An 18,900-nucleotide genomic window follows, 5' to 3' on the forward strand; every position below is an offset into this window, starting at 1 on the left:
CCCGGAACGCCTCGGCCCGCTGCGTATGATCCGGGCGATGCAAACCCCCTCTCCTTCGGCCAGGCCCCACGTTGTCATCATCGGCTGCGGTTTCGGCGGACTCGAGGCAGCGCGCAAGCTGCAGCGGGCCGACGTCGATGTGACGGTGATCGACAAGACCAACCACCACCTGTTCCAGCCCCTGCTGTACCAGGTGGCGACCGCCGGGCTCGCGGCGCCGTCGATCGCGGCGCCGGTGCGCGCCCTGTTCCGCAAGCAGGCCAACGTGACCACGCTGCTGGCCGAGGTGACGGGCATCGACCCGGCCGCGCGCACGGTGCAGCTGGCCGATGGCAGCCAGGTGGCCTACGACCACCTGATCGTGGCGGCCGGTGCCACGCACAGCTATTTCGGGCACGACGAGTGGGCGCCCGCCGCGCCGGGCCTGAAGACGCTGGCCGATGCCTTCGAGATCCGCCGCCGCGTGCTGATGTCCTTCGAGACGGCCGAGACCACCGCCGACCCCGAGCGCCGCCGCGCGCTGCTCACCTTCGTGGTGATCGGCGCCGGGCCGACCGGCGTCGAGATGGCCGGCACGCTGGCCGAGATCGCCAAGCACACGCTCGCGGGCGAGTTCCGCCGCATCGACCCCGGCAGCGCGCAGGTGCTGCTGGTCGAGGGCGGCCCGCGCGTGCTGCAGGCCATGCCCGAAAGCCTGAGCCAGAAGGCGCTCGAACAACTGGAACGGCTCGGCGTGGAAGTGCGGCTGAACGCGCGCGTCACCGCCATCGACAACGCCGGCCTCGAAGTGCAGACCGGCGGCGGCCCCGACGGCACGCCGCTGCAGAGCTACCGCATTCCCAGCAGCTGCGTGGTGTGGGCGGCCGGTGTCGCGGCCTCGCCGCTGGGCCGGCTGCTCGGCAGCGCCACGGGCGTCGAGTGCGACCGCGCGGGCCGCATCAAGGTCGAGCCCGACCTGAGCCTGGCGGGCCACCCCGAGATCAGCGTGGTGGGCGACCTGGCCGCCGCCATGAGCCACGCGCCCGGCAAACCGCCCAAGCCGGTGCCCGGCGTGTCGCCCGGCGCCAAGCAGGCGGGCCGCGCGGCGGCGGCGAACATCCTGCGCCGCCTGGCGGGCCAGCCCACGGTGCCGTTCCGCTACGCCGACTACGGCAACCTGGCCACCATCGGGCGCAACTCGGCCGTCGTCGACCTGGGCACGCCCTTCGGCCCGCTGCGCTTCAGCGGCCGGCCCGCGTGGCTGTTCTGGCTGTTCGCGCACGCGTACTTCCTCATCGGTTTCCGCAACCGCGTCGTCGTGATGTGGGACTGGGCCAGCGCCTACTGGAGCTTCCAGCGCAACGCGCGCGTGGTGGCCGACGTGCAGGGCCGCAGCGAGTCGTAGGCACGCCCCACGCCGCGCGATGACGTTACTCTGGTGGGTCGTCTTTCATGCGCTCGATGCGCTGTTCTGGCTCTGGATCCTGCGCTGGGGCGGCGCGGCCTGGCTCGAAGGCACATTCCTCTCGGGCTTTCTCGTGAGCATCTTCGCGCCACGCTGGGGCGCCGAAGGCCTGCGCATGTTCGCGCTGCTGATGCTGGTCGTGTGCGCGATCAGCTTCGTCTGGGGCCTGCTCATGCCCGAGATGCGCTGCTGGTACTCGGGCCACTGCTGAAGCCCCGAGGGCGCCCCCGCGAGGCGCCCCCTGGCCGCGTCAGGTACCGATCACCCCGCCGTCGATCTTCGTGATGACCACGGTCGCCGAGCGCGGCCGGCCTGCGCCGTCGGGCCACTTCGACACCGCGAGCGGGCGCTCGGGGTCGCTGCGCTCGTTGGCCGGCTCGCCCGGGTGCTGGATGTTGATGAACAGCGTGCGCAGGTCGGGCGTGGCCGTGAGGCCGGTGATCTCGCAGCCGGCCGGGCCGAGCAGAAAGCGGCGGATCTCGCCCTTGGTCGGGTCGCAGGCCAGCATCTGGTTGTTGGGCAGGTTCGTGTAGTCGCCCTTGCCGAGCGTGGAGGTCGACACGTCGGTCTGGATCCACAGCACGCCGCGCGCATCGACCATCAGGCCGTCGGGGCTGCCGAAGGCGTCGCCCTTGACGTTGCCCTGCGCCTCGTAGCGCGTCTGCTTCGGGTCGCCCGCGAGAACCAGGTGGTTCCACGCGAACTTCGTGGCGTCGAGGTCGCCGCTTTCCTTCCAGCGGATGATCTGGCCCATCGTGTTGTTCGAACGCGGGTTGGCCGCGTCCATGAAGGGCTGGCCCGGGGCGCCGCGGTTGCTGTTGTTGGTGAGCGTGCAGTAGACCTCCTTCGTCAGCGGATCGACGGTGGTCCACTCGGGGCGGTCCATCTTGGTGGCGCCGAGGATGTCGCTGGCCTGGCGCGACTTGATGAGCACGTCGCCCTGCGTGGCGAAGCCCTTGTCGGCCACCAGCCCGTTCTTGCCCTGCACCAGCGGCAGCCATTCGCCCGTGCCGTCGACGTCGAAGCGGCCCACGTAGAGCGTGCCGTGGTCGAGCAGGTCGCGGTTGGCGGCGGCGCCGCCGGGGCGCACCTTGTCGCGGCTCACGAACTTGTAGATGTACTCGAAGCGCGAGTCTTCGCCCATGTAGACCACGGCGCGGCCGTCGTCGGTGAGCGCCACGGCGGCGCCTTCGTGCGCGGCGCGGCCCAGTGCGGTGCGCTTGCGCGGCGTGGAAGTCGGGTCTTGCGGATCGATCTCGACCACCCAGCCGTAGCGGTTCGATTCGTTCGGGTGCTTGGCCACGTCGAAGCGCTCTTCGTGCTCGTGCCAGCGGTACTTGGCGCCGTTGCCCTTCTTGAGGCCCCAGCGCTTCTGGTGCGCGTCGGGCGTGGCGGTGCCCTCGAAGTAGTCGGCGAAGTTTTCCTCGCAGGTCAGGTAGGTGCCCCACGGCGTCTGGCCGTTGGCGCAGTTGTTGAAGGTGCCGAGCACCTGCGTGCCCGAGGGGTCGCCCGCGGTGCGCAGCATCGGGTGGCCGGCCGCGGGGCCGGTGGGCGTCATCGGCGTGAGCGCGGTGATGCGGCGCGCGAAACGCGAAGGCAGCACCTGCTGCCAGGCCGCGCCGTCGCGCTGCAGCTCGATCACCGACACGCCGTGCGCGTGCATCGACTTGCGCACCTTCGCGGCGCTCCAGGTCTTCATGCCGTCGGTGTGCAGCAGGCCGTCGTCCACGTACTCGTGGTTCAGCACCAGCAGGCCGCGGTTCGATCCATCGAGCGGGAAGAAGGCCATGCCGTCGTGGTGCATGCCGGCCTGCAGCGCCTGGTCGCCGGCGGTGTCGGAAGCGTCGGTCTTGAAGGCGGGCATGCGGCCCGCGATGCCCGTGGGGTCGCCCCAGCGGTACAGCACCTGCGTGCGGTAGCCCTCGGGCACGACGACCTGGTCGACCGCCGCCATGGGCACGCTCTTGAAACCGATGGCGCGGCCCAGGCCGCTCACGGCGCTGCTGCTACTGCCGCTGCCCGTGCTGGCACAGCCGGCCAGCGGCCCGAACAGGCCCGCCACGGCCGCCGCCAGGCCGCCGCGCACGAAGACCCGCCGCTGCGGATCGGACACGTCGTGGATGGTGGGGTTGCCGGAGGGGTTCGAGTCCTCCATGCGCGCGAAGTCTTTGGCCATGTCCTGGGGGTCCGTGGGAATCGTGGGAGCCTGCGATGCTCCCGCGCGCCCATGAAGCCGTCATGACAGGGGTTCGAAGCGCACGTCGCCCCAGGGCTGCGAGCCGCCGTGGTTGTTGTTGCCGCGTGGCTGCTCCCGGCGTTCGCGGCGCCAGTCCCAGGGCGGCGTCGGCGCGGTGTCGGCCCACAGGCCCAGGTGCTGCGCACGCGCCGCGGCCTCGAGGCGGAACAGGTCGCCGCCGCGCTTTTTCGCGATGCCGTGGTAGTCGTACACCCAGGCCCAGCCTTCGGCCACCAGGCGGCGGCCGGCGTCTTCGCCGTTGCAGCGCACGTCGGCCACAGTGCGGCCGTAGCGGTCGGTGTCGCGTTCGGTGATGACGGCCTTCTCGGCGTAGCACAGGCGGCTCAGCGCCTGGCGGCTGCGCTGGCCGTAGGGCTGCGCTTTCTCGGGTGCGTCGATGGCGGCAATGCGCACCTTGACCTGTTCATAGGCACCGCTGCGGCCGCAGCGCGCGGTGAGCGTGTCGCCGTCGCTCACGCCGACGACGAGGCAGGTGCGCGGCGACGCGGCGTGGGTCAGCAGCGGGAGGGAAAGAAGCAGGAAGACGGGACGAAAGCGCATGCAAGAAGGAAGCGGAACACGGGGCCGGGAATGGCCGACGATTCTCGGCGCGAAGTGCGCGCTCCGCCCTGCGGATGCATTTGTTTTCGTCTTCGCTCAGCGCGCGGCCGGCGCGCCCGTCGACTTGCGCACCACCAGCTCCGGGCGCAGCACCACGGTGGAGGCCGAGAGCGCCTGCCCGTCGATCTCCTCGAACAGCATCTCGGCCGCGCGCCAGCCGAGTTCGCGGTGCGGCAGCCGGATGGTGGTGAGCGGCGGATCGACCATGTCGACCAGCGGCATGTCGTTGTGGCCGGTGATGGAGATGTCTTTCGGCACGCGCAGGCCGGCCTCGCGCAGTGCGTCGTAGGCGCCCAGCGCCACGAGGTCGTTGCAACACACCACGGCCTGCGGCGCGGCGCCGGCCGCGAGCATCTGCTTCATCGCGGCCGCGCCCGCCTCGCGGCTGTAGCTCGCGCACTCGACGATGCGCGCCGGCTTCATGCGGTGGTCGCGCAGCGCCTGCTCCACGCCCAGCAGGCGGCCCACGCCGGTGGGGATGGTCTGCGGCCCCGCGAGGTGCGCGATGCGCTTGTGGCCCAGGCCCACGAGGTGATCGACCGCGAGCTTCATCGCCAGCCGGTCATCGCTCACCACGGCGGGCAGGCGGCCGGTCTCGTCGGCGCGGTTGACCAGCACTGCGGTCATGCCGGCCTTGGCGACGAAGTCGACCAGCGGGTCGTCGCGCGTGGCGGTGGCCAGGATCACGCCGTCCACGCGCTGCGCCAGCATGCGCTCGAGCACCGGCCGTGCGAGCGCCGGATCGACCACGTTGGTGACGAACACGAAGTAGCCGCGCGCGGCCGCGCTGGCCTCGATGCCCTGCAGGATCGGCGGGAACACCGCGTTGGTGATGTCGGGCACCAGCACGCCGATGGTGTGGGTGCGGCCCGTGCGCAGCGCCGAGGCCGCGCGGTTGGGCCGGTAGCCCAGGCGCTGCGCGGCCTCCTCGACCACGCGCAGCACCTCGTCGCTGATCAGCGAGCGCTTCTCGGGGCTGAGCGCGCGCGACACGGTCGACACATGCACCCCGGCGGCACGGGCGACGTCGCGGATGGTGACGGGGCTGGAGGGGGGATGGGTGCTCATTGATGCAAACGATTGTTGGTCATCCGGTGCGCCATGGTTGGCGAATTCCCATTCTGGCATCTCGGATACCCACCATTTTACTTTTCCGGAATCTGCCTTAAGATAATGCAAACGATTGCAAGGATTGCAGATGAACATCGCCACCTCCCCCGATTCGGTGCTCGGCTTTGCGCTCGACGCCATGCAACGCACCCCCGATCCGCGCCTGCGCACCGTGATGGACGCGCTCACGCGCCACCTGCATGCCTTCGTCCAGGAGGTGAAGCTGACCGAGGAAGAGTTCGAGCAGGCGCTCGAATTCATCGTCGCCATCGGCCATGCCACGGGCGAGACCAAGAACGAGGTGGTGCTGGCGGCCGACATCCTGGGCGTGTCCACGGTGGTGGCGCTGCAGAACAACCAGGACCCGCACGGCGAATCGCCGGCCGCCTTGCTGGGCCCCTTCTGGCGCGCCAACTCGCCGGCCTGCGCGGCGGGCGAGAGCATTGCGCGCTCGGGCACGCCGGGCACGCCGCTGGCGGTGACGGGCACGGTGCGCGATGTGAGCGGGAAGCCGATGGCCGGCGTCACGGTCGACGTGTGGCAAGCCTCGCCGGTCGGGCTCTACGAGAACCAGGACCCGGAACAGGACGACATGAACCTGCGCGGGTGCTTCACCACCGACGCGCAAGGCCGCTTTCATTTCCGCAGCGTGCGCCCCGCCGGCTACCCGGTGCCCACCGACGGGCCGTGCGGCGTGCTGCTGCGCGCGCAGCAGCGCCACCCGAACCGGCCCGCGCACCTGCACTTCATGCTGAGCAAGCCGGGCCACAAGGTGCTGGTCACGCAGGTGTTCGCCGACGACGACGAGAACCTGGAGAGCGACCCGACCTTCGGCGTGACGCGGCAACTCATCGGCCGCTTCGCGCTCGCGCCCGACGGCCGCAGCGCCACGCTGCAGTACGACTTCCAGCTCGAACCCGGCGAGATGAAGTTCCCCCGCCCACCGATCCCCTGATTCCGCAACTTCCCTTCATCCCATGAGCTTCGATCCCCAATCCCGACTCCACGGCAAGATCGCCGTCATCACCGGCGGCCTCGGCGCCATCGGCTACGCCACGGCCACGCGGCTGGCCGCGCTGGGCGCCACCTGCGTGCTGCTGCACCGCGGTGGCGACAACAACAACAACGCCGCCGCGCGCGCCGCCGCCCTGCCCTCGGACAGCGGCCAGCGCCACGGCGCGATCCGCGCCGACATCGTCGACACGCCGAGCCTGCAGGCCGCCGCCGCCGAGGTGAAGGCCGCGCACGGGCGCTGCGACATCCTGGTCAACAGCGCGGGCCACACGCAGCCCGTGCCGGCCGGCGACCTCGACGCGCTGACCGACGAACTCATCGACGACCTGCTGCGCGCCAACTTCCGCGGCGTGTTCGCCACCATCCGCGCCTTCGCGCCGATGCTCAAGGCCACCGGCGACGGGCTGGTGGTCAACATCTCGTCCATCGCCGGCTTCACGGGCGTGGGCAGCAACCTCGCGTACGTCGCGGCCAAGGCCGGGCTCGACGTGGTGGGCGACGCGCTCGCCAAGGCGCTGGCGCCGGCGGTGCGCGTGGTGTCGGTGTCGCCGGGCGCGGTCGAGTCGGGGTTCGTGCCCGGGCGCGGCGCCGAGTTCGCCGACAAGATGGCCAGCACCACGCCGCTGGGACGCATCGGCAAGCCCGACGACGTGGCGGCCACCGTCGAGGCGCTGGCCACCACGCTGCGCTTCGTCACCGGCACGCGCATCGTGGTCGACGGAGGGCGCCACCTGTGAACAACGCGAAGACGCTCATCACCTGCGCCGTCACGGGCAACCTCGTGAAGCCCGAGCAGACGCCGCACCTGCCGATCACGCCGGTGCAGATCGCCGACGAATGCCTGGCCGCCGCCGAAGCCGGCGCGGCGCAGGTGCACATCCACGTGCGCCACCCCGAGACGGGCAAGCCCTCGATGGAAGTCGAGCTGTACCGCGAGGTGGTCGACCGCATCCGCCGCGAGAACCGCGAGCTGATCGTGAACCTCACGACCGGGCCCGGCGGGCGCTTCATTCCGAGCGAGGACGACCCGAAGATCGCCGCGCCCGGCACCACGCTGCTGCCGCCCGAGAAGCGCGTGGAACACATCGCGCTGATCCGGCCCGACGTGTGCTCGCTCGACCTCAACACCATGAACTCCGGCCCCGACGTGGTGATCAACACGCCGAGGAACGTGCGCCGCATGGCTAAGGTGATGCGCGAGGCCGGCGTGAAGCCCGAGCTGGAGATCTTCGACTCGGGCGACATCCACCTGGCGTTGGACCTCATCGCCGACGGCACGCTCGACGGGCCCGCCATGTGGACCTTCGTGCTCGGCGTGAAGTACGGCTTCGCGCCCACGCCCGAGACGCTGCTCTATGCGCGCAACCTGCTGCCGCGCGGCGCCTTCTGGAGCGCCTTCGGCATCGGCCGCACGGAGTTCCCGATCGTCGCGCAGTCGTGGCTGCTGGGCGGCCACGTGCGCGTGGGCATGGAAGACAACATCTACCTCGAGAAAGGCGTGCTGGCGCAGAGCAACGCGCAGCTCGTGGCGAAGGCGCGCGACATCCTGCGCAGCCTGGGCGGCGACGTCGCCAACCCGCGCGAGGCCCGCGCGATGCTGGGGCTGGCCGACGCCCGCGCCGTTCAGGGAGCCGCACGATGAGCGCCGTCACTCAAGAGCCCCGCGCCCTGCGCGTGAACGGCAAGGCCGCCAACCTCGAGGCGCTGCACCTGGAGGCCGCGCCGCAGCCCGAGCCCGTGGCGCCGCCCGGCCATGCCGTGGTGCGCGTGGCCGCCGCCGCCGTGAACCCGAGCGACGTGAAGGCCGCGCTGGGCCTCATGCCGCAGGCCGCCTGGCCGCGCACGCCGGGGCGCGACTTCGCGGGCACCGTGGTGAGCGGCCCGGCCGCATGGATCGGCCGCGAGGTCTACGGCTCGGGCGGCGACGTCGGCATCACGCGCGACGGCTCGCATGCGCGCTACCTCGTGCTGCCCGAAGCGGCCCTGCGCGCCAAGCCCCAGGGCATCTCGATGGACGAGGCCGGCGCGGTGGGCGTGCCCTTCGTCACGGCCTACGAGGGCTTTCGGCGCAGCGGCATGCCGCAGGCGGGCCAGACGGTGCTGGTGCTAGGCGCCAACGGCAAGGTCGGGCAGGCGGCGGTGCAGCTGGCCGCGCAGGCCGGCGCGCGCGTGATCGCGGTGCAGCGCGGGCCCGGGCCCTTCGCGGGGTTCGCGAGCGCGCCGGTCGACGTGGTCGATGCGCGCCACCACGCCGACGTGGGCGCGCAGGTGCGCGAGCTCACCGACGGACGCGGCGCGCACATCGTCTACAACACCGTGGGCAGCGCCTACTTCGAGGCCGCCAACAAGGCGATGGCCAAGGGGGCCACGCAGATCTTCATCGCCACGCACGACCGCGCGGTGCCCTTCGACATCTTCGCGTTCTACCGAGGCATGCACACCTACGTGGGCATCGACTCGCTGGCGATGGACTGCGTGGCCTCCACCGCGCAACTCGACGCGATGCGCGAGGGCTTCGAGCGCGGCACGCTGAAGCCCTTTCCCGTGGCACGCCACTTCGCGCTCGACGAAGCGATCGACGCCTACCGGCTGGTGCTGTCGGGCAGCACCGACCGCGTCGTGCTGCGCCCCTGACCCCCCGAGGACACCCACCATGCATGTGACCCGTTTCAGCGAGGCGCCGCACTACGAGGCGCCCAACCACTTCGACATGCGCTGCCTGCGCCTGCAGGGCAAGGAGGCCGGCCCCTCGACGCAGATGTGGATGGGCATGAGCCAGATCCTGCCCGGCGGTCGCACCGGGCTGGACGGCTCGCCGATGGAGAAGCTCTACCTCGTGCTCGAGGGCGAGCTGCACGTCGTCGGCGAACTCGACGGCGCGCACCAGGAAGACGTGCTCCTGCCCTACGACAGCTGCCGCTTCGCGCCCGGCGAGAAGCGCCAGCTCGAGAACCGCAGCAACCGCCCGGTGCTGGTGGCGCTGGTGATGGCGAACGCACCGCCCGCCTGACGCGCCCCTTCCCCAGTCAGTCATTCATCGCTCGCACCAACAAATCAACGGAGACAAGACGCATGAAGAAGACATTCCCCTGGAGCCGCCGACAGGCACTCACGATCGCTGCGGCACTCGCGGCCTGCACGCTCGGCGGCGCCCATGCACAAGGCGCGTGGCCGGGCACGCAGCCCATCAAGCTGGTCGTGCCCTTCACGGCAGGCAGCGGCACCGACATCGTCGCGCGTCTGGTCGCCGAAAAGCTGGGGCCTGCGCTGGGCACCAGCGTGATCGTGGACAACCGCCCCGGCGCGGGCGGCACGCTGGGTGCGGCCATCGCCGCCAAGGCGCCGGCCGACGGCTACACGCTGCTGGTGCATTCGGCCGGCCACCTCGTGAACCCGTGGATCTACAAGGGCCTGTCGTACGACACGCTGAAGGACTTCACGGGCGTGACGCCGATGGCCAGCCTGCCCAACGTGCTGGTGACCTCGCCTTCGCACTTCACCGACGTGAAAGACCTCGTGGCCAAGGCGAAGGCCAAGCCCGGCGGGCTGAACTACGGCTCCGCGGGCAACGGCTCGGCCACGCACATGAATGCCGAGGTGTTCCGCCTCGCGGCCGGCGTCGACGCGCAGCACGTGCCCTTTCGCGGCACGCCCGAAGCCATGACCGAGGTGATGGCCGGGCGCGTCGACTGGTTCTTCGCGCCGATGGTGTCGGCACTGCCGCTGATCAAGAGCGGCAAGCTCAAGGCACTGGCCGTGGGCACCGCCGGCCGCTCGTCCGCCCTGCCCGACGCGCCCACCACCGTGGAGGCGGGCGTGCCGGGCTCGGCCTACCTGTTCTGGGTCGGCCTGTTCGCGCCCGCCAAAACGCCGCAGCCCGTGGTGGAGCGGCTGCAGGCCGAGGTCGCGAAGATCATGGTGTCGCCGGAACTGAAGGAGCGGCTGGAGAAGCTCGGCGCCGAGCCCTTCACCATGCCCTCCGCGCAGTTCAACAAGTTCATTGCCGACGAGACCGCGAAGGCGCAGCAGGTGGTCAAGGCCGCGGCCATCAAGGTGGACTGACCTCAGCGCAGCAGCGCCGCCAGCACCGGCGCAAGCCCCGCACCACCGGCCACGGCGGCAGCACCGGCGCCCCACGCCACGGCGCGCGGGCGGTACGGCAACAGCAAGGCCACCGGCAACGCACCCGCCGACAGGAAGCCCAGCCACGCGACCGTCCCGACCGTGGGGCCCCACGCCATCACGCAGGGCACGATGGCCGCGGCCAACAGCACCATGCCGATCACGCGCAAGCCCGTGCGCCGGCGCGCGGGCACTTCGCGTCCGCGCGTCAGCTGCTCATGGTGCCGGTCCATGGCAAAGCTCAGGCACGCCATGCCCGCATACGCCAGCGCAAGGCCAAGCAACGAAGCCCATGCCGTCGTCATCGCGCCGCCTTCCGCAGCAGATGGCGCAACGCGCCCAGCGCTGCAAGGCCGAAGGCCACCACGCCCAGTTCGACGCCGAGGCTTTCCCAATCACTGCGCGACAGCTGCGCCAACAAGTGATCGCCCGTGGTCACGAAGTTGAGCACCGGCAGCAGCAGGCACAGCGCAGCCAGCGCACCGAGCTGCTCGCGCCACGCGCGCGCCGGCTGGCGCACGAAGGCATGCACCAGCGCCAGCGCCCACAGCGCGAAGAAGACCTGCAGTTCGCGGTCCGCGCGGTGCCCGATGCCGACCGGCACCAGCCGGTTGGCCCACAGGTAGCCCACGCAGGCGATGGCCAGCCCGGCGATGGCCGCGACGTTCAGTGCTTCGACCAGCCGGTAGACCCGCGCCGTCGCGCCGCCGAACTCGCCCAGATGCTTCTGCCGGCGCTTGACGATGAACAGCACGGCGCCCGAACCCATCATCGCGGTGCCCGCGAGCCCGCACAGGAAGTAGAGCCACTTCATCGGCCAGCCGCCGAAGGTGACCATGTGCAGCCCGCCCATGGCCGACTGCGCGAGCATGGCGGCCCCTCCGTCCGCGGCGCCCGGCAGGCGCACACGCTGCACCTCGCCGCTGGCGGCCGAGAACTGCACCATGCCGGTGGTGGCGCTGAGCCGGCGCGCGGATTCGTCGTCGCCGTTCCATCCGTACACGCCGATGCGCGCAGCCGCGTCGCCCGGGTGGTCGATGACGACCGCGCGCACCGGCTGGCCCATGCGCTCCTGGCCACGTGCCGCGAAGGGTTCGAGCACGGGCACGGGCATCGCGCGGCCGGTGGCGGCGGGCTTGTCGCTGTCGCCCAGCTCGGAGACGAAACGCACCTGCGCCTGCGGGCCGGTGCCGTAGTGCAAGACCTTGGGGGCCGGCATGAAGCTGGTGCCCGAGATCACGAGGCCGGTGTAGGCGATCATGAACTGGAAGGGCAAGGTCAGCACCGCCACGGCGTTGTGCGCGTCGAGCCAGCTGCGCTGGCCTTTCTTGGGGCGGAAGGTGAAGAAGTCCTTGAAGATGCGCTTGTGCGTGATGACGCCCGACACCAGCGCCACCAGCATCGCCATCGCGGCGATGCCGACGATCCACAGGCCGACGGTGCCGGCGTGCAGCTCGTAGTGAAAGTCGACGAAGTGGTGCCCACCCAGCGTGGCGCGCGCCGCGTGGCCGCCGTCTTCCTTCAACGGCTTGCCGGTGGCGGGGTCGAGCGCAACGCCCGCGTACTGGCGGTTGGCGTCGAACCAGAACACGCGCAGCTCGCCGCCGCCTTGCGCATCCGAAGGCCACAGTTCCCACATCGAGGCGCCCGGGTGGTGCTCGGCCATGTAGGCCATGCCCCAGGCCAGGCGCTGCGCGCGGTCGGCCGTGGGCTCGCCCTTCTCCTTCTTGGCTGCGGCGGCGGCTTCCTCGGCGTGGTGCTCCGGCGTCATCCAGTGGGTGATGGGCTCGTCGAACACCGCCAGCGTGCCGGTGAGGAACACCGCGAACAGCAGCCACGAGAACCACAGGCCGCACCAGGTGTGCAGCCAGGCCTGGGCCTGGCGAAAGCCCCCTTGCGACGGCGCCTTGGCTTTCTTCGTGCTCATGCGCCGCCTCCCGCGCCGCGCAAGGCCAGGCCGAGCCCGGCCAGCACCACGGCGGGCAGCAGCAGGCCGGCCCAGGCGCGCGGCAGCGACACGGGCGCAAAGGCCCAGATCACGGCGACGGTGTAGACCGCGAAGCTGAACTGCATGCCCCCGAGCGCGGCCTCGGCGGGGCCGGCCGGCAGCACGGCGGCCAGGAAGACGGCGGCGGCCGAGGCCAGCGCGTAGCCGCCGAACACGGCGGCCGCGACGCGGGACAGCAGCCGCAGGGCGGGAGAAAAGGAGGAGGTGCGGGTGTTCATCGGGGACCGGAAAACGGGGCGCGGACATGCGCCCCTCCCCTACATGACAAACGAGAACGAAAAAAGGGTCATGCCCCCCGCTCTTTCCCGTTCAGAACGCGTAGCTCAGCGTCGCCACCGCGTTGCGCGGCGTGCCGAAGTAGGCCTGCCCGTCGATGTTGCTGTAGTACTTCTTGTCGAACAGGTTCTCGATGTTCAGCTGCAGCGCCAGCTTGGGCGTGAAGGCGTAGCGCGCCATCAGGCTCACGACCGCGCGCGAGCCCTGCTGGTAGCGCAGGTCGACATCGCCCACGCTGTACGCGTAGTAGGTGCGGTTCTGCCAGTTGACGCCGCCGCCCAGCGTGAGCCGGTGCCACGCGCCGGGCAGCCGGTAGGTGGTGAACAGCGTGGCCTGCGTGGTCGGCATGGCGGTGTTGATGCGGTTGCCGTTGCCCTCGCGGCCCAGCGTGCGCGCAATGCCCGCGTTCAGCTGCCAGCCGGGGGCCAGTTCGCCCGACACCTGCAGCTCGATGCCCTTGCTGGTCACGCCACGCGCGCCGTAATAGGCGCCTTCGCTCGAGTTGGGCACGAGCTTGGTGCCGTCGCGCTGCGCCACGTTCTCCTGCTCGGCGCGGAAGACGGCGATGGAGGTGTTGAGCTTGCCGTTCAGGTGCTCGCCCTTGAGGCCGATTTCGTAGCTCTTGCCGGTCACCGGGTCGAGGTACGCGCCGCTGGCGTCGCGGTAGTTCTGCGGCTGGAAGATGTCGGTGTAGCTCGCGTACACCGAGTAGTTCTCGCTCAGGTCGTACACCAGGCCCGCGTAGGGCGTGAACACCTCGTGCTTGCGCGTGGCCGGGGCGTCGGCGGTCAGGCGCGTGGAGCGCCAGCTGTTCTGGCGCCCGCCCACGATGAGCTTGAGCGAATCGGCCAGCGACAGGCGCGCGGCGCCGTAGGTGCCGGTCTGGCGCGTCTTGGTGATGGCCGAGACCTTCAGCGGGTCCCAGCCCGGCTCGGGGTACGACGCGGCGTTCCAGTCGTAGAAGTTGCCGGTGTCGGGCAAGGGGCTGGTGCGCGGATGGCTCGCCTCCACGTAGCGCGACTGGCTGTTGCTGACGCCCACCACGAGTTCGTGCGTGCGCCCCAGCAGCGTGAAGGGCCCGGTGGCCTGCAGGTCGAGGCTGTTCTGGCGGAACTGGTGCTCGAAGTAGCCGGGCAGCGAGCCCAGGCCGGTGCCGGTGAGGCGGTCGAGGTCGCCGTACAGGTACAGCAGCTTGGCGTTCTGCTTGCTCTGCCGGTGCGAGCCGTTGGCCTTGAGCTTCCAGCCGTTGTCGAACTGGTGCGTGAGGTTCGCGAAGGCGGTGGTGGTGGTCGTGTCCCAGTGGGTCCACGGCGTGCCGACGGTCTTGGAGCGGTCCCAGCGCGTGGCTGTGCCGTCGCTGAAGGTCAGCGGCAGCCCGCCCCAGGTCGACGAGGTGGGCCGCGTGGCCTGCGACTCGATGCCCACGCTCAGCGTGGTGCTGGGCGTGAGGTCGGCATCGACCACGCCGTACAGCACGTGCTTGCGGCCGTGGTACATGTCGATGAAGTAGTCGCGGTCTTCCGTCATGCCGATGAGGCGGGCGCGCACGCGGCCGTCTTTCGTCACCGGCGTCTGCAGGTCGACGGTGCCGCGGCGCAGGTTCCACGAGCCCAGCGCGAGCGATGCGTTGCCGGCGAACACCTTGCTGTCGGCGTGCTTGCGCACCAGGTTCACAGAGGCCGAGGGGTTGCCCGCGCCGGTGAGCAGCCCCGTCGAGCCGCGCACGACCTCGATGCGGTCGTACAGCACCGGGTCGTTGGTGGAGGCGCCGAAGAAGTCGGTGGTGACCGTGGTCGGCACGCCGTCGTACTGGTAGTTGTCGATGTAGAAGCCGCGCGCGTACAGGTCGGTGCGGTCGCTGTCGGAGCTCACCGAGAACACGCCGGGCACGCTCTGCATGGCCTGGCCGAGCGACAGCAGGTTCTGGTCGTCGATCTGCTGGCGCGTGATGACGGTGACCGACTGCGGCGTCTCGCGCGGCGACAGCGCCAGCCCGGTGGCCGCCGCCGTGGCGCGCGTGGTGTAGGCGCCGGTGCCTTCGGTGGTGCCGCTGCGGTCGGCCTCGGCCGTGACGGTGACGGGCGCGAGCGTGTCGATGCCGCCCTGCCCCGCAACAGGTGCGCCGGCCTCGCGACGGTGCAGCGTGTAGCTGCCGTCGGTGCGCGCCACCACCTGCAGGCCGCTGCCCGCGAGCAGGCGCTCGATCGCTTCGCGCGCGGTGTAGCGGCCGGCCACCGCAGGGCTGCTGCGACCCTGCGTCAGCGCGGGGTCGAACGACAGCGCGATGCCGTTGCCGGCCGCGAAGGCGGCGAGCGTGCGGCCCAGCGGGCCGGCGGGAATGTCGTAGGCACGGGACGCGGCGGCGTCGAGCGAGGACGACGACGCCTGCGCGAAGGCGGGCCCTCCCGCGGCGGCCAGGCCGCCGAGGGCAAGCGCTACCAGAGCATGGCGAAGGACGGTGTTCAGGCGGCGCTCTGCGAACGGGCGCAAGGCGGACGGGCGGGGTGCAGACATGGAAACGGGCCTTTCGGTTGGGCAACGGTGGGTTCTTCACCCTCCTTGCCAGCCGAAACGAAAAAAAGTCTCACCCCCGGATCGAAATATTTTTCGAAGTGCCCGCCGCGCCTTCTTCAGATGCCGCACGCGGCACCAGCGTGACCCAGTAGCCGCGCAGGCGCGTGGCCGCGTCCACCGGATACGTCGACACCAGCATGCGCAGCACGCCGTCGGTGTCGGCCAGCGGAAAGGCGCCCGAGACACGCAGCTCGGCCACCGCCGCGTCGCACTGCAGCAGGCCGGGGCGGTAGCGCGACAGCTCGGCGGCGAAGTCGGCCAGCCGCATGCCGTCGGCGAGCAGCATGCCTTGGGTCCACGCCAGCACCGAGGCGTCCGCCGGGCGGAAGTCGTCGATGCCGTCGGCCGTGAAGCGGGCCTGCTGCCCCGCCGGCAGCACGCGCGCGGCGGCGCGCTCGGGCGTGATGCGCACCGCGCCTTCGAGCACGGCGATGTGGGTGGCGCCGCCGGCCTCCTTGCGCACGCTGAAGCGCGTGCCCAGGGCCTCCAGCGTGCCGCCGGCGCTGGCCACGCGGAACGGGCGGTGCGCGGCGGCGGGGTCGGGCGCGGTGGCGATGAAGACCTCGCCCGCCTGCAGCACCACGCGGCGCTGCGTGCCGTCGAAGTGCACATCGACCGCGCTGGCGGTGTTGAGCGTGAGGCGGCTGCCGTCGGCCAGCCGCAGTTCGCGGCGCTCGCCGGTGGCGGTGCGGTGCCCGGCCATCCAGCCGCGTTCGTCCGCCATCTCGACCGCCTGCCAGCCGAGCCAGCCGGCGGGCACGGCCGCCAGCAGCGCGGCCAGCCGGCCGAGGGTGGCGCGGCGGTTGTTCGCGTTGCCGCGCGCGGGCCGCGCGAGCGAAGACATCGCCAGCGCCGGCGGCAGGCCGCCGAGCTTGTTCATCAGCTGCTCGGCGCGTGCCCAGGCGCGGGCGTGGTCGGGGTGGCTCTGGCGCCAGCGCTCGCAGGCGCGGCGGTCTTCGTCGGTGACGGCGCTGTCGTGCAGCCGCATCAGCCATTCGGCGGCCTCGTCGAGCACGCGAGGCGCAAGTGCTGACGTTTCGAAATTCATCGCGCTCATCAGAATGCCTTCGTGCTTCGCACTTCGGCGCGCGCTTGCTTGGGGCGGCCCGGCGCGGCGCTCATGCCATCACCGCCAGGCAGCCCCGGAAGCCCTGCTGCATGTAGCGCTTGACCGTGACCAGCGACACGCCCAGCTCGCGTGCGATGTCCTCGTACTTCATGCCGTCGAGCTGCGACAGCAGGAAGGCCCGGCGCGCGAGCGGCTTGAGGGCGTCGAGCATGGCGTCGATCTCGTGCAGCGTCTGCAGGATCACCAGCCGCTGCTCGGGCGACGGCGCCTCGGGCTCGGGCATCACGGCCAGCGCCTCCAGGTAGGCCCGCTCCAGCGCCTGGCGCTGGTACCAGTTCACGAGGATGTTCTTGGCCACGCTCGTGAGGTAGGCGCGCGGCTGCACGATGACCTCGGGGTTGCGCGCCGTCAGCAGCCGCGCGAAGGTGTCCTGCGCCAGGTCGGCCGCGTCGCACGAATTGCCGAGCTTCTTGCGCAGCCACGACTGCAGCCAGCCGTGGTGGTCGCTGTAGAGGGTGTGGACTTGCTGGAAGGCGGCTTCGGCAGCGGACATGGCGGGCGGCACGGCGGCGGGGAGCTCCGCCTACAAATAAGAATTATTCTCATTTTAAGCAAAAAGGCCGCAGTGCCGCCCTGCCCGTCCTGTCCGCACTGCGGACAGCGTGGCTCAGGCCGGCCGGGCCGCCGCGAGCGCCACCGCGTCCGCGCCCGCCGGATAGCGCAGCGTTGCCCCCGTGTCGTTCGCGGCGCGCCAGACGGCCTCGGCCACGTCGGCCGCCGTGGTCACGGCCGTGGGGTTGCCCAGCGCCGCGAAGACGCCCTGCGCGAGCGGTGCGTAGTCCGGCGGGATCAGGCCCTGCATGCGCTGCGCCCCGTTCTCGGTGAAACGCGTGCCGGGCCCGTAGCCCGGCTCGACCAGCTTCACGCGCACGTCGAACGCCGCCAGCTCGAACGCGAGCGAGGCGGTGAAGCCCTCGATCGCCGTCTTGCTCGCGGTGTACGCGGCCACCAGCGGCATCGGCGCGAGCGTCACAGTCGACGTGACGTTGACCAGCACCCCCGAGCGCCGCGCCCGGAACTGCGGCAGCACGGCCTGCGCCATGGCCATCATGCCGAAGGTGTTGGTCTCGAACACCTCGCGCACGGTGGCCATGGGCGTGGCCTCGAAGGCGCCGAAGAGACCGACGCCGGCGTTGTTCACGAGCACGTCGATCGGGCCCGCGTTCTCGATGGCGGTGGCGATGCTGTCGGGCTGCGTCACGTCGAGCGGCAGCACGCGCAGGTTCGGCGCATCGGGAAAGAGGTCGTCGCGCGGCGTGCGCATGGTGGCGACGACGCGCCAGCCCTGGGCGTGGAAGTGGCGCGCGATGGCCAGGCCGTAGCCGGAGGAGCAGCCGGTGATGAGTGCGGTTTTCAATGGGGTTCCTTGGTGGTGGGTGATGAAGAGCCCCAACGATAGGGACGACCGACCGGACTTGCTACCATCGAACGTCGCCATTTCTTTTGCAGGAGTCCAGCCATGGCCGATCCCCTGGCCGAGGTCATCGCGCTGCTTCGCCCGCGCGCCGTGTATTCCAAGGTGATCGCGGGCGCCGGCGCCTGGGCCGTGCGCTACACGGCCTTCGGCCAGCCCAGCTTCTGCACCATGCTCGAGGGCGAGTGCATCCTGGCGGTCGACGGGCAGCCGCCGCTGGCGCTGGCCGCCGGCGACTTCCTGCTCATGCCGGCCACGCCCGGCTTCACGCTGTCGGGGCGCACGCCGGCGCCGCCGGTGTTTCTCGATTCGCATGAACAGGCGGCGCGCGAGGACGCACACAACGAAGTCCGCCACGGCGACCGGAACGGCCCGCCCGAGGTGCGCATGCTCGGCGGTTACTTCGCCTTCGATTCGCCCGACGCGGCCCTGATGGTGTCGCTGCTGCCTTCGGTGCTGCACATGCGCGGCGTCGCGCGGCTGTCGCTGCTGGTGCAGCTCGTGCGCGAAGAGTCGATGGCGCAGCGGCCGGGGCGCGACCTCGTGCTCGGGCGGCTGGTCGAGGTGCTGCTGATCGAGGCGCTGCGCTCGGCGCCCGGCGAAGGCGCGCCGCCGGGGCTGCTGCGCGCGCTGGCGGACAGCCGGCTGGCCGCCGCCGTGCGGCACATGCACGCGGACCCCGCGCGTTCATGGACGGTGCAAGAGCTCGCCGGCAAGGCCGCGCTCTCGCGCTCGGCCTTCTTCGAGCGCTTCTCGCGCGCCGTGGGCCTGCCGCCGATGGAATACCTGCTGGCGTGGCGCATGGCGCTCGCCAAGGACCTGCTGCGCCGCGGCGGCTGCGCGCCGGCTGAGGTGGCCGCGCGCGTCGGCTACAGCTCGGCCAGCACCTTCAGCACGGCGTTCAGCCGCCATGTGGGCCAGGCGCCGGGGCGCTACGCGCGCCAGCCCTAGC

General features: G+C 71.2%; 19 protein-coding genes. 9 read left to right on the forward strand and 10 right to left on the reverse strand.

What is annotated here, in order from left to right; all coding sequences use genetic code 11:
- Positions 1 to 37: 37 nt before the first annotated feature.
- Both AC07OX_RS26575 and AC07OX_RS26580 read left to right on the forward strand, forming a co-directional pair.
- The gene (locus AC07OX_RS26575) at positions 38 to 1,384 is read left to right on the forward strand and encodes an NAD(P)/FAD-dependent oxidoreductase (RefSeq protein WP_495260366.1); all 1,347 of its coding nucleotides are present in this window, start codon (positions 38 to 40) and stop codon (positions 1,382 to 1,384) included.
- Between the two features lie 19 nt (positions 1,385 to 1,403).
- Positions 1,404 to 1,655 (forward strand): hypothetical protein, encoded by a 252-nt coding sequence (locus tag AC07OX_RS26580; RefSeq protein ID WP_070062528.1) that lies wholly within the window; start codon positions 1,404 to 1,406, stop codon positions 1,653 to 1,655.
- 39 nt (positions 1,656 to 1,694) lie between these two features.
- Here AC07OX_RS26580 and AC07OX_RS26585 read toward each other — a convergent pair whose 3' ends face one another.
- From AC07OX_RS26585 to AC07OX_RS26595, 3 genes are all read right to left on the reverse strand, one after another.
- Positions 1,695 to 3,620, reverse strand: coding sequence for a PhoX family protein (locus AC07OX_RS26585; RefSeq protein WP_495260367.1), 1,926 nt, complete (start codon positions 3,618 to 3,620; stop codon positions 1,695 to 1,697).
- A 60-nt stretch (positions 3,621 to 3,680) separates the two neighbouring features.
- Positions 3,681 to 4,241, reverse strand: a complete 561-nt coding sequence (locus AC07OX_RS26590; RefSeq protein WP_495260368.1) for a thermonuclease family protein — start codon at positions 4,239 to 4,241, stop codon at positions 3,681 to 3,683.
- 96 nt (positions 4,242 to 4,337) lie between these two features.
- Positions 4,338 to 5,369 (reverse strand): LacI family DNA-binding transcriptional regulator, encoded by a 1,032-nt coding sequence (locus tag AC07OX_RS26595; RefSeq protein ID WP_159275952.1) that lies wholly within the window; start codon positions 5,367 to 5,369, stop codon positions 4,338 to 4,340.
- Between the two features lie 130 nt (positions 5,370 to 5,499).
- Between AC07OX_RS26595 and AC07OX_RS26600 the strand changes: the two genes are divergently transcribed.
- From AC07OX_RS26600 to AC07OX_RS26625, 6 genes are all read left to right on the forward strand, one after another.
- Positions 5,500 to 6,366 (forward strand): dioxygenase family protein, encoded by an 867-nt coding sequence (locus AC07OX_RS26600; protein ID WP_495260369.1) that lies wholly within the window; start codon positions 5,500 to 5,502, stop codon positions 6,364 to 6,366.
- A gap of 22 nt (positions 6,367 to 6,388) precedes the next feature.
- On the forward strand, positions 6,389 to 7,162 hold the full coding sequence (locus AC07OX_RS26605) for an SDR family NAD(P)-dependent oxidoreductase (RefSeq protein WP_495260370.1): 774 nt from the start codon (positions 6,389 to 6,391) through the stop codon (positions 7,160 to 7,162).
- Positions 7,159 to 8,067, forward strand: coding sequence for a beta-keto acid cleavage family enzyme (locus tag AC07OX_RS26610; RefSeq protein ID WP_495260371.1), 909 nt, complete (start codon positions 7,159 to 7,161; stop codon positions 8,065 to 8,067). The genes AC07OX_RS26605 and AC07OX_RS26610 overlap by 4 nt, the downstream gene beginning before the upstream one ends.
- Entirely contained in the window at positions 8,064 to 9,059 is a 996-nt protein-coding gene (locus AC07OX_RS26615) for a quinone oxidoreductase family protein (protein ID WP_495260372.1), read from the forward strand. Before AC07OX_RS26610 ends, AC07OX_RS26615 begins: the two co-directional genes overlap by 4 nt.
- Before the next feature lie 19 nt (positions 9,060 to 9,078).
- Positions 9,079 to 9,435 (forward strand): cupin domain-containing protein, encoded by a 357-nt coding sequence (locus AC07OX_RS26620; RefSeq protein WP_070062522.1) that lies wholly within the window; start codon positions 9,079 to 9,081, stop codon positions 9,433 to 9,435.
- Between the two features lie 62 nt (positions 9,436 to 9,497).
- Positions 9,498 to 10,487, forward strand: a complete 990-nt coding sequence (locus tag AC07OX_RS26625) for a Bug family tripartite tricarboxylate transporter substrate binding protein (protein WP_492736599.1) — start codon at positions 9,498 to 9,500, stop codon at positions 10,485 to 10,487.
- 2 nt (positions 10,488 to 10,489) lie between these two features.
- Here the strand turns inward: AC07OX_RS26625 and AC07OX_RS26630 are convergent, their stop codons facing one another.
- The 7 genes from AC07OX_RS26630 to AC07OX_RS26660 all read right to left on the reverse strand — a co-directional run bounded on the left by AC07OX_RS26630 (position 10,490) and on the right by AC07OX_RS26660 (position 17,891).
- Entirely contained in the window at positions 10,490 to 10,852 is a 363-nt protein-coding gene (locus AC07OX_RS26630) for a DUF3325 domain-containing protein (RefSeq protein ID WP_307696108.1), read from the reverse strand.
- Positions 10,849 to 12,474, reverse strand: a complete 1,626-nt coding sequence (locus tag AC07OX_RS26635) for a PepSY-associated TM helix domain-containing protein (protein ID WP_495260373.1) — start codon at positions 12,472 to 12,474, stop codon at positions 10,849 to 10,851. The genes AC07OX_RS26630 and AC07OX_RS26635 overlap by 4 nt, the downstream gene beginning before the upstream one ends.
- Positions 12,471 to 12,773 (reverse strand): DUF3649 domain-containing protein, encoded by a 303-nt coding sequence (locus AC07OX_RS26640; protein WP_095948980.1) that lies wholly within the window; start codon positions 12,771 to 12,773, stop codon positions 12,471 to 12,473. Before AC07OX_RS26640 ends, AC07OX_RS26635 begins: the two co-directional genes overlap by 4 nt.
- A 91-nt stretch (positions 12,774 to 12,864) precedes the next feature.
- Positions 12,865 to 15,345, reverse strand: a complete 2,481-nt coding sequence (fhuE, locus tag AC07OX_RS26645; RefSeq protein ID WP_495260374.1) for a ferric-rhodotorulic acid/ferric-coprogen receptor FhuE — start codon at positions 15,343 to 15,345, stop codon at positions 12,865 to 12,867.
- A gap of 70 nt (positions 15,346 to 15,415) precedes the next feature.
- Positions 15,416 to 16,462 carry a FecR domain-containing protein gene (locus AC07OX_RS26650; RefSeq protein WP_495260375.1) on the reverse strand — a complete coding sequence of 349 codons (1,047 nt, stop codon included), beginning with the start codon at positions 16,460 to 16,462 and terminating at the stop codon, positions 15,416 to 15,418.
- Positions 16,463 to 16,523: 61 nt separating this feature from the next.
- Positions 16,524 to 17,027, reverse strand: a complete 504-nt coding sequence (locus AC07OX_RS26655; RefSeq protein ID WP_070062515.1) for a sigma-70 family RNA polymerase sigma factor — start codon at positions 17,025 to 17,027, stop codon at positions 16,524 to 16,526.
- 114 nt (positions 17,028 to 17,141) lie between these two features.
- Positions 17,142 to 17,891, reverse strand: coding sequence for an SDR family oxidoreductase (locus tag AC07OX_RS26660; protein ID WP_495260376.1), 750 nt, complete (start codon positions 17,889 to 17,891; stop codon positions 17,142 to 17,144).
- Positions 17,892 to 17,993: 102 nt separating this feature from the next.
- On the opposite strand from AC07OX_RS26660, the gene AC07OX_RS26665 reads away from it, so the two are divergent.
- Entirely contained in the window at positions 17,994 to 18,899 is a 906-nt protein-coding gene (locus AC07OX_RS26665) for an AraC family transcriptional regulator (RefSeq protein ID WP_495260377.1), read from the forward strand.
- Position 18,900 lies beyond the last annotated feature (1 nt).

The organism is Variovorax sp. GW821-FHT09D07, from assembly GCF_059416345.1.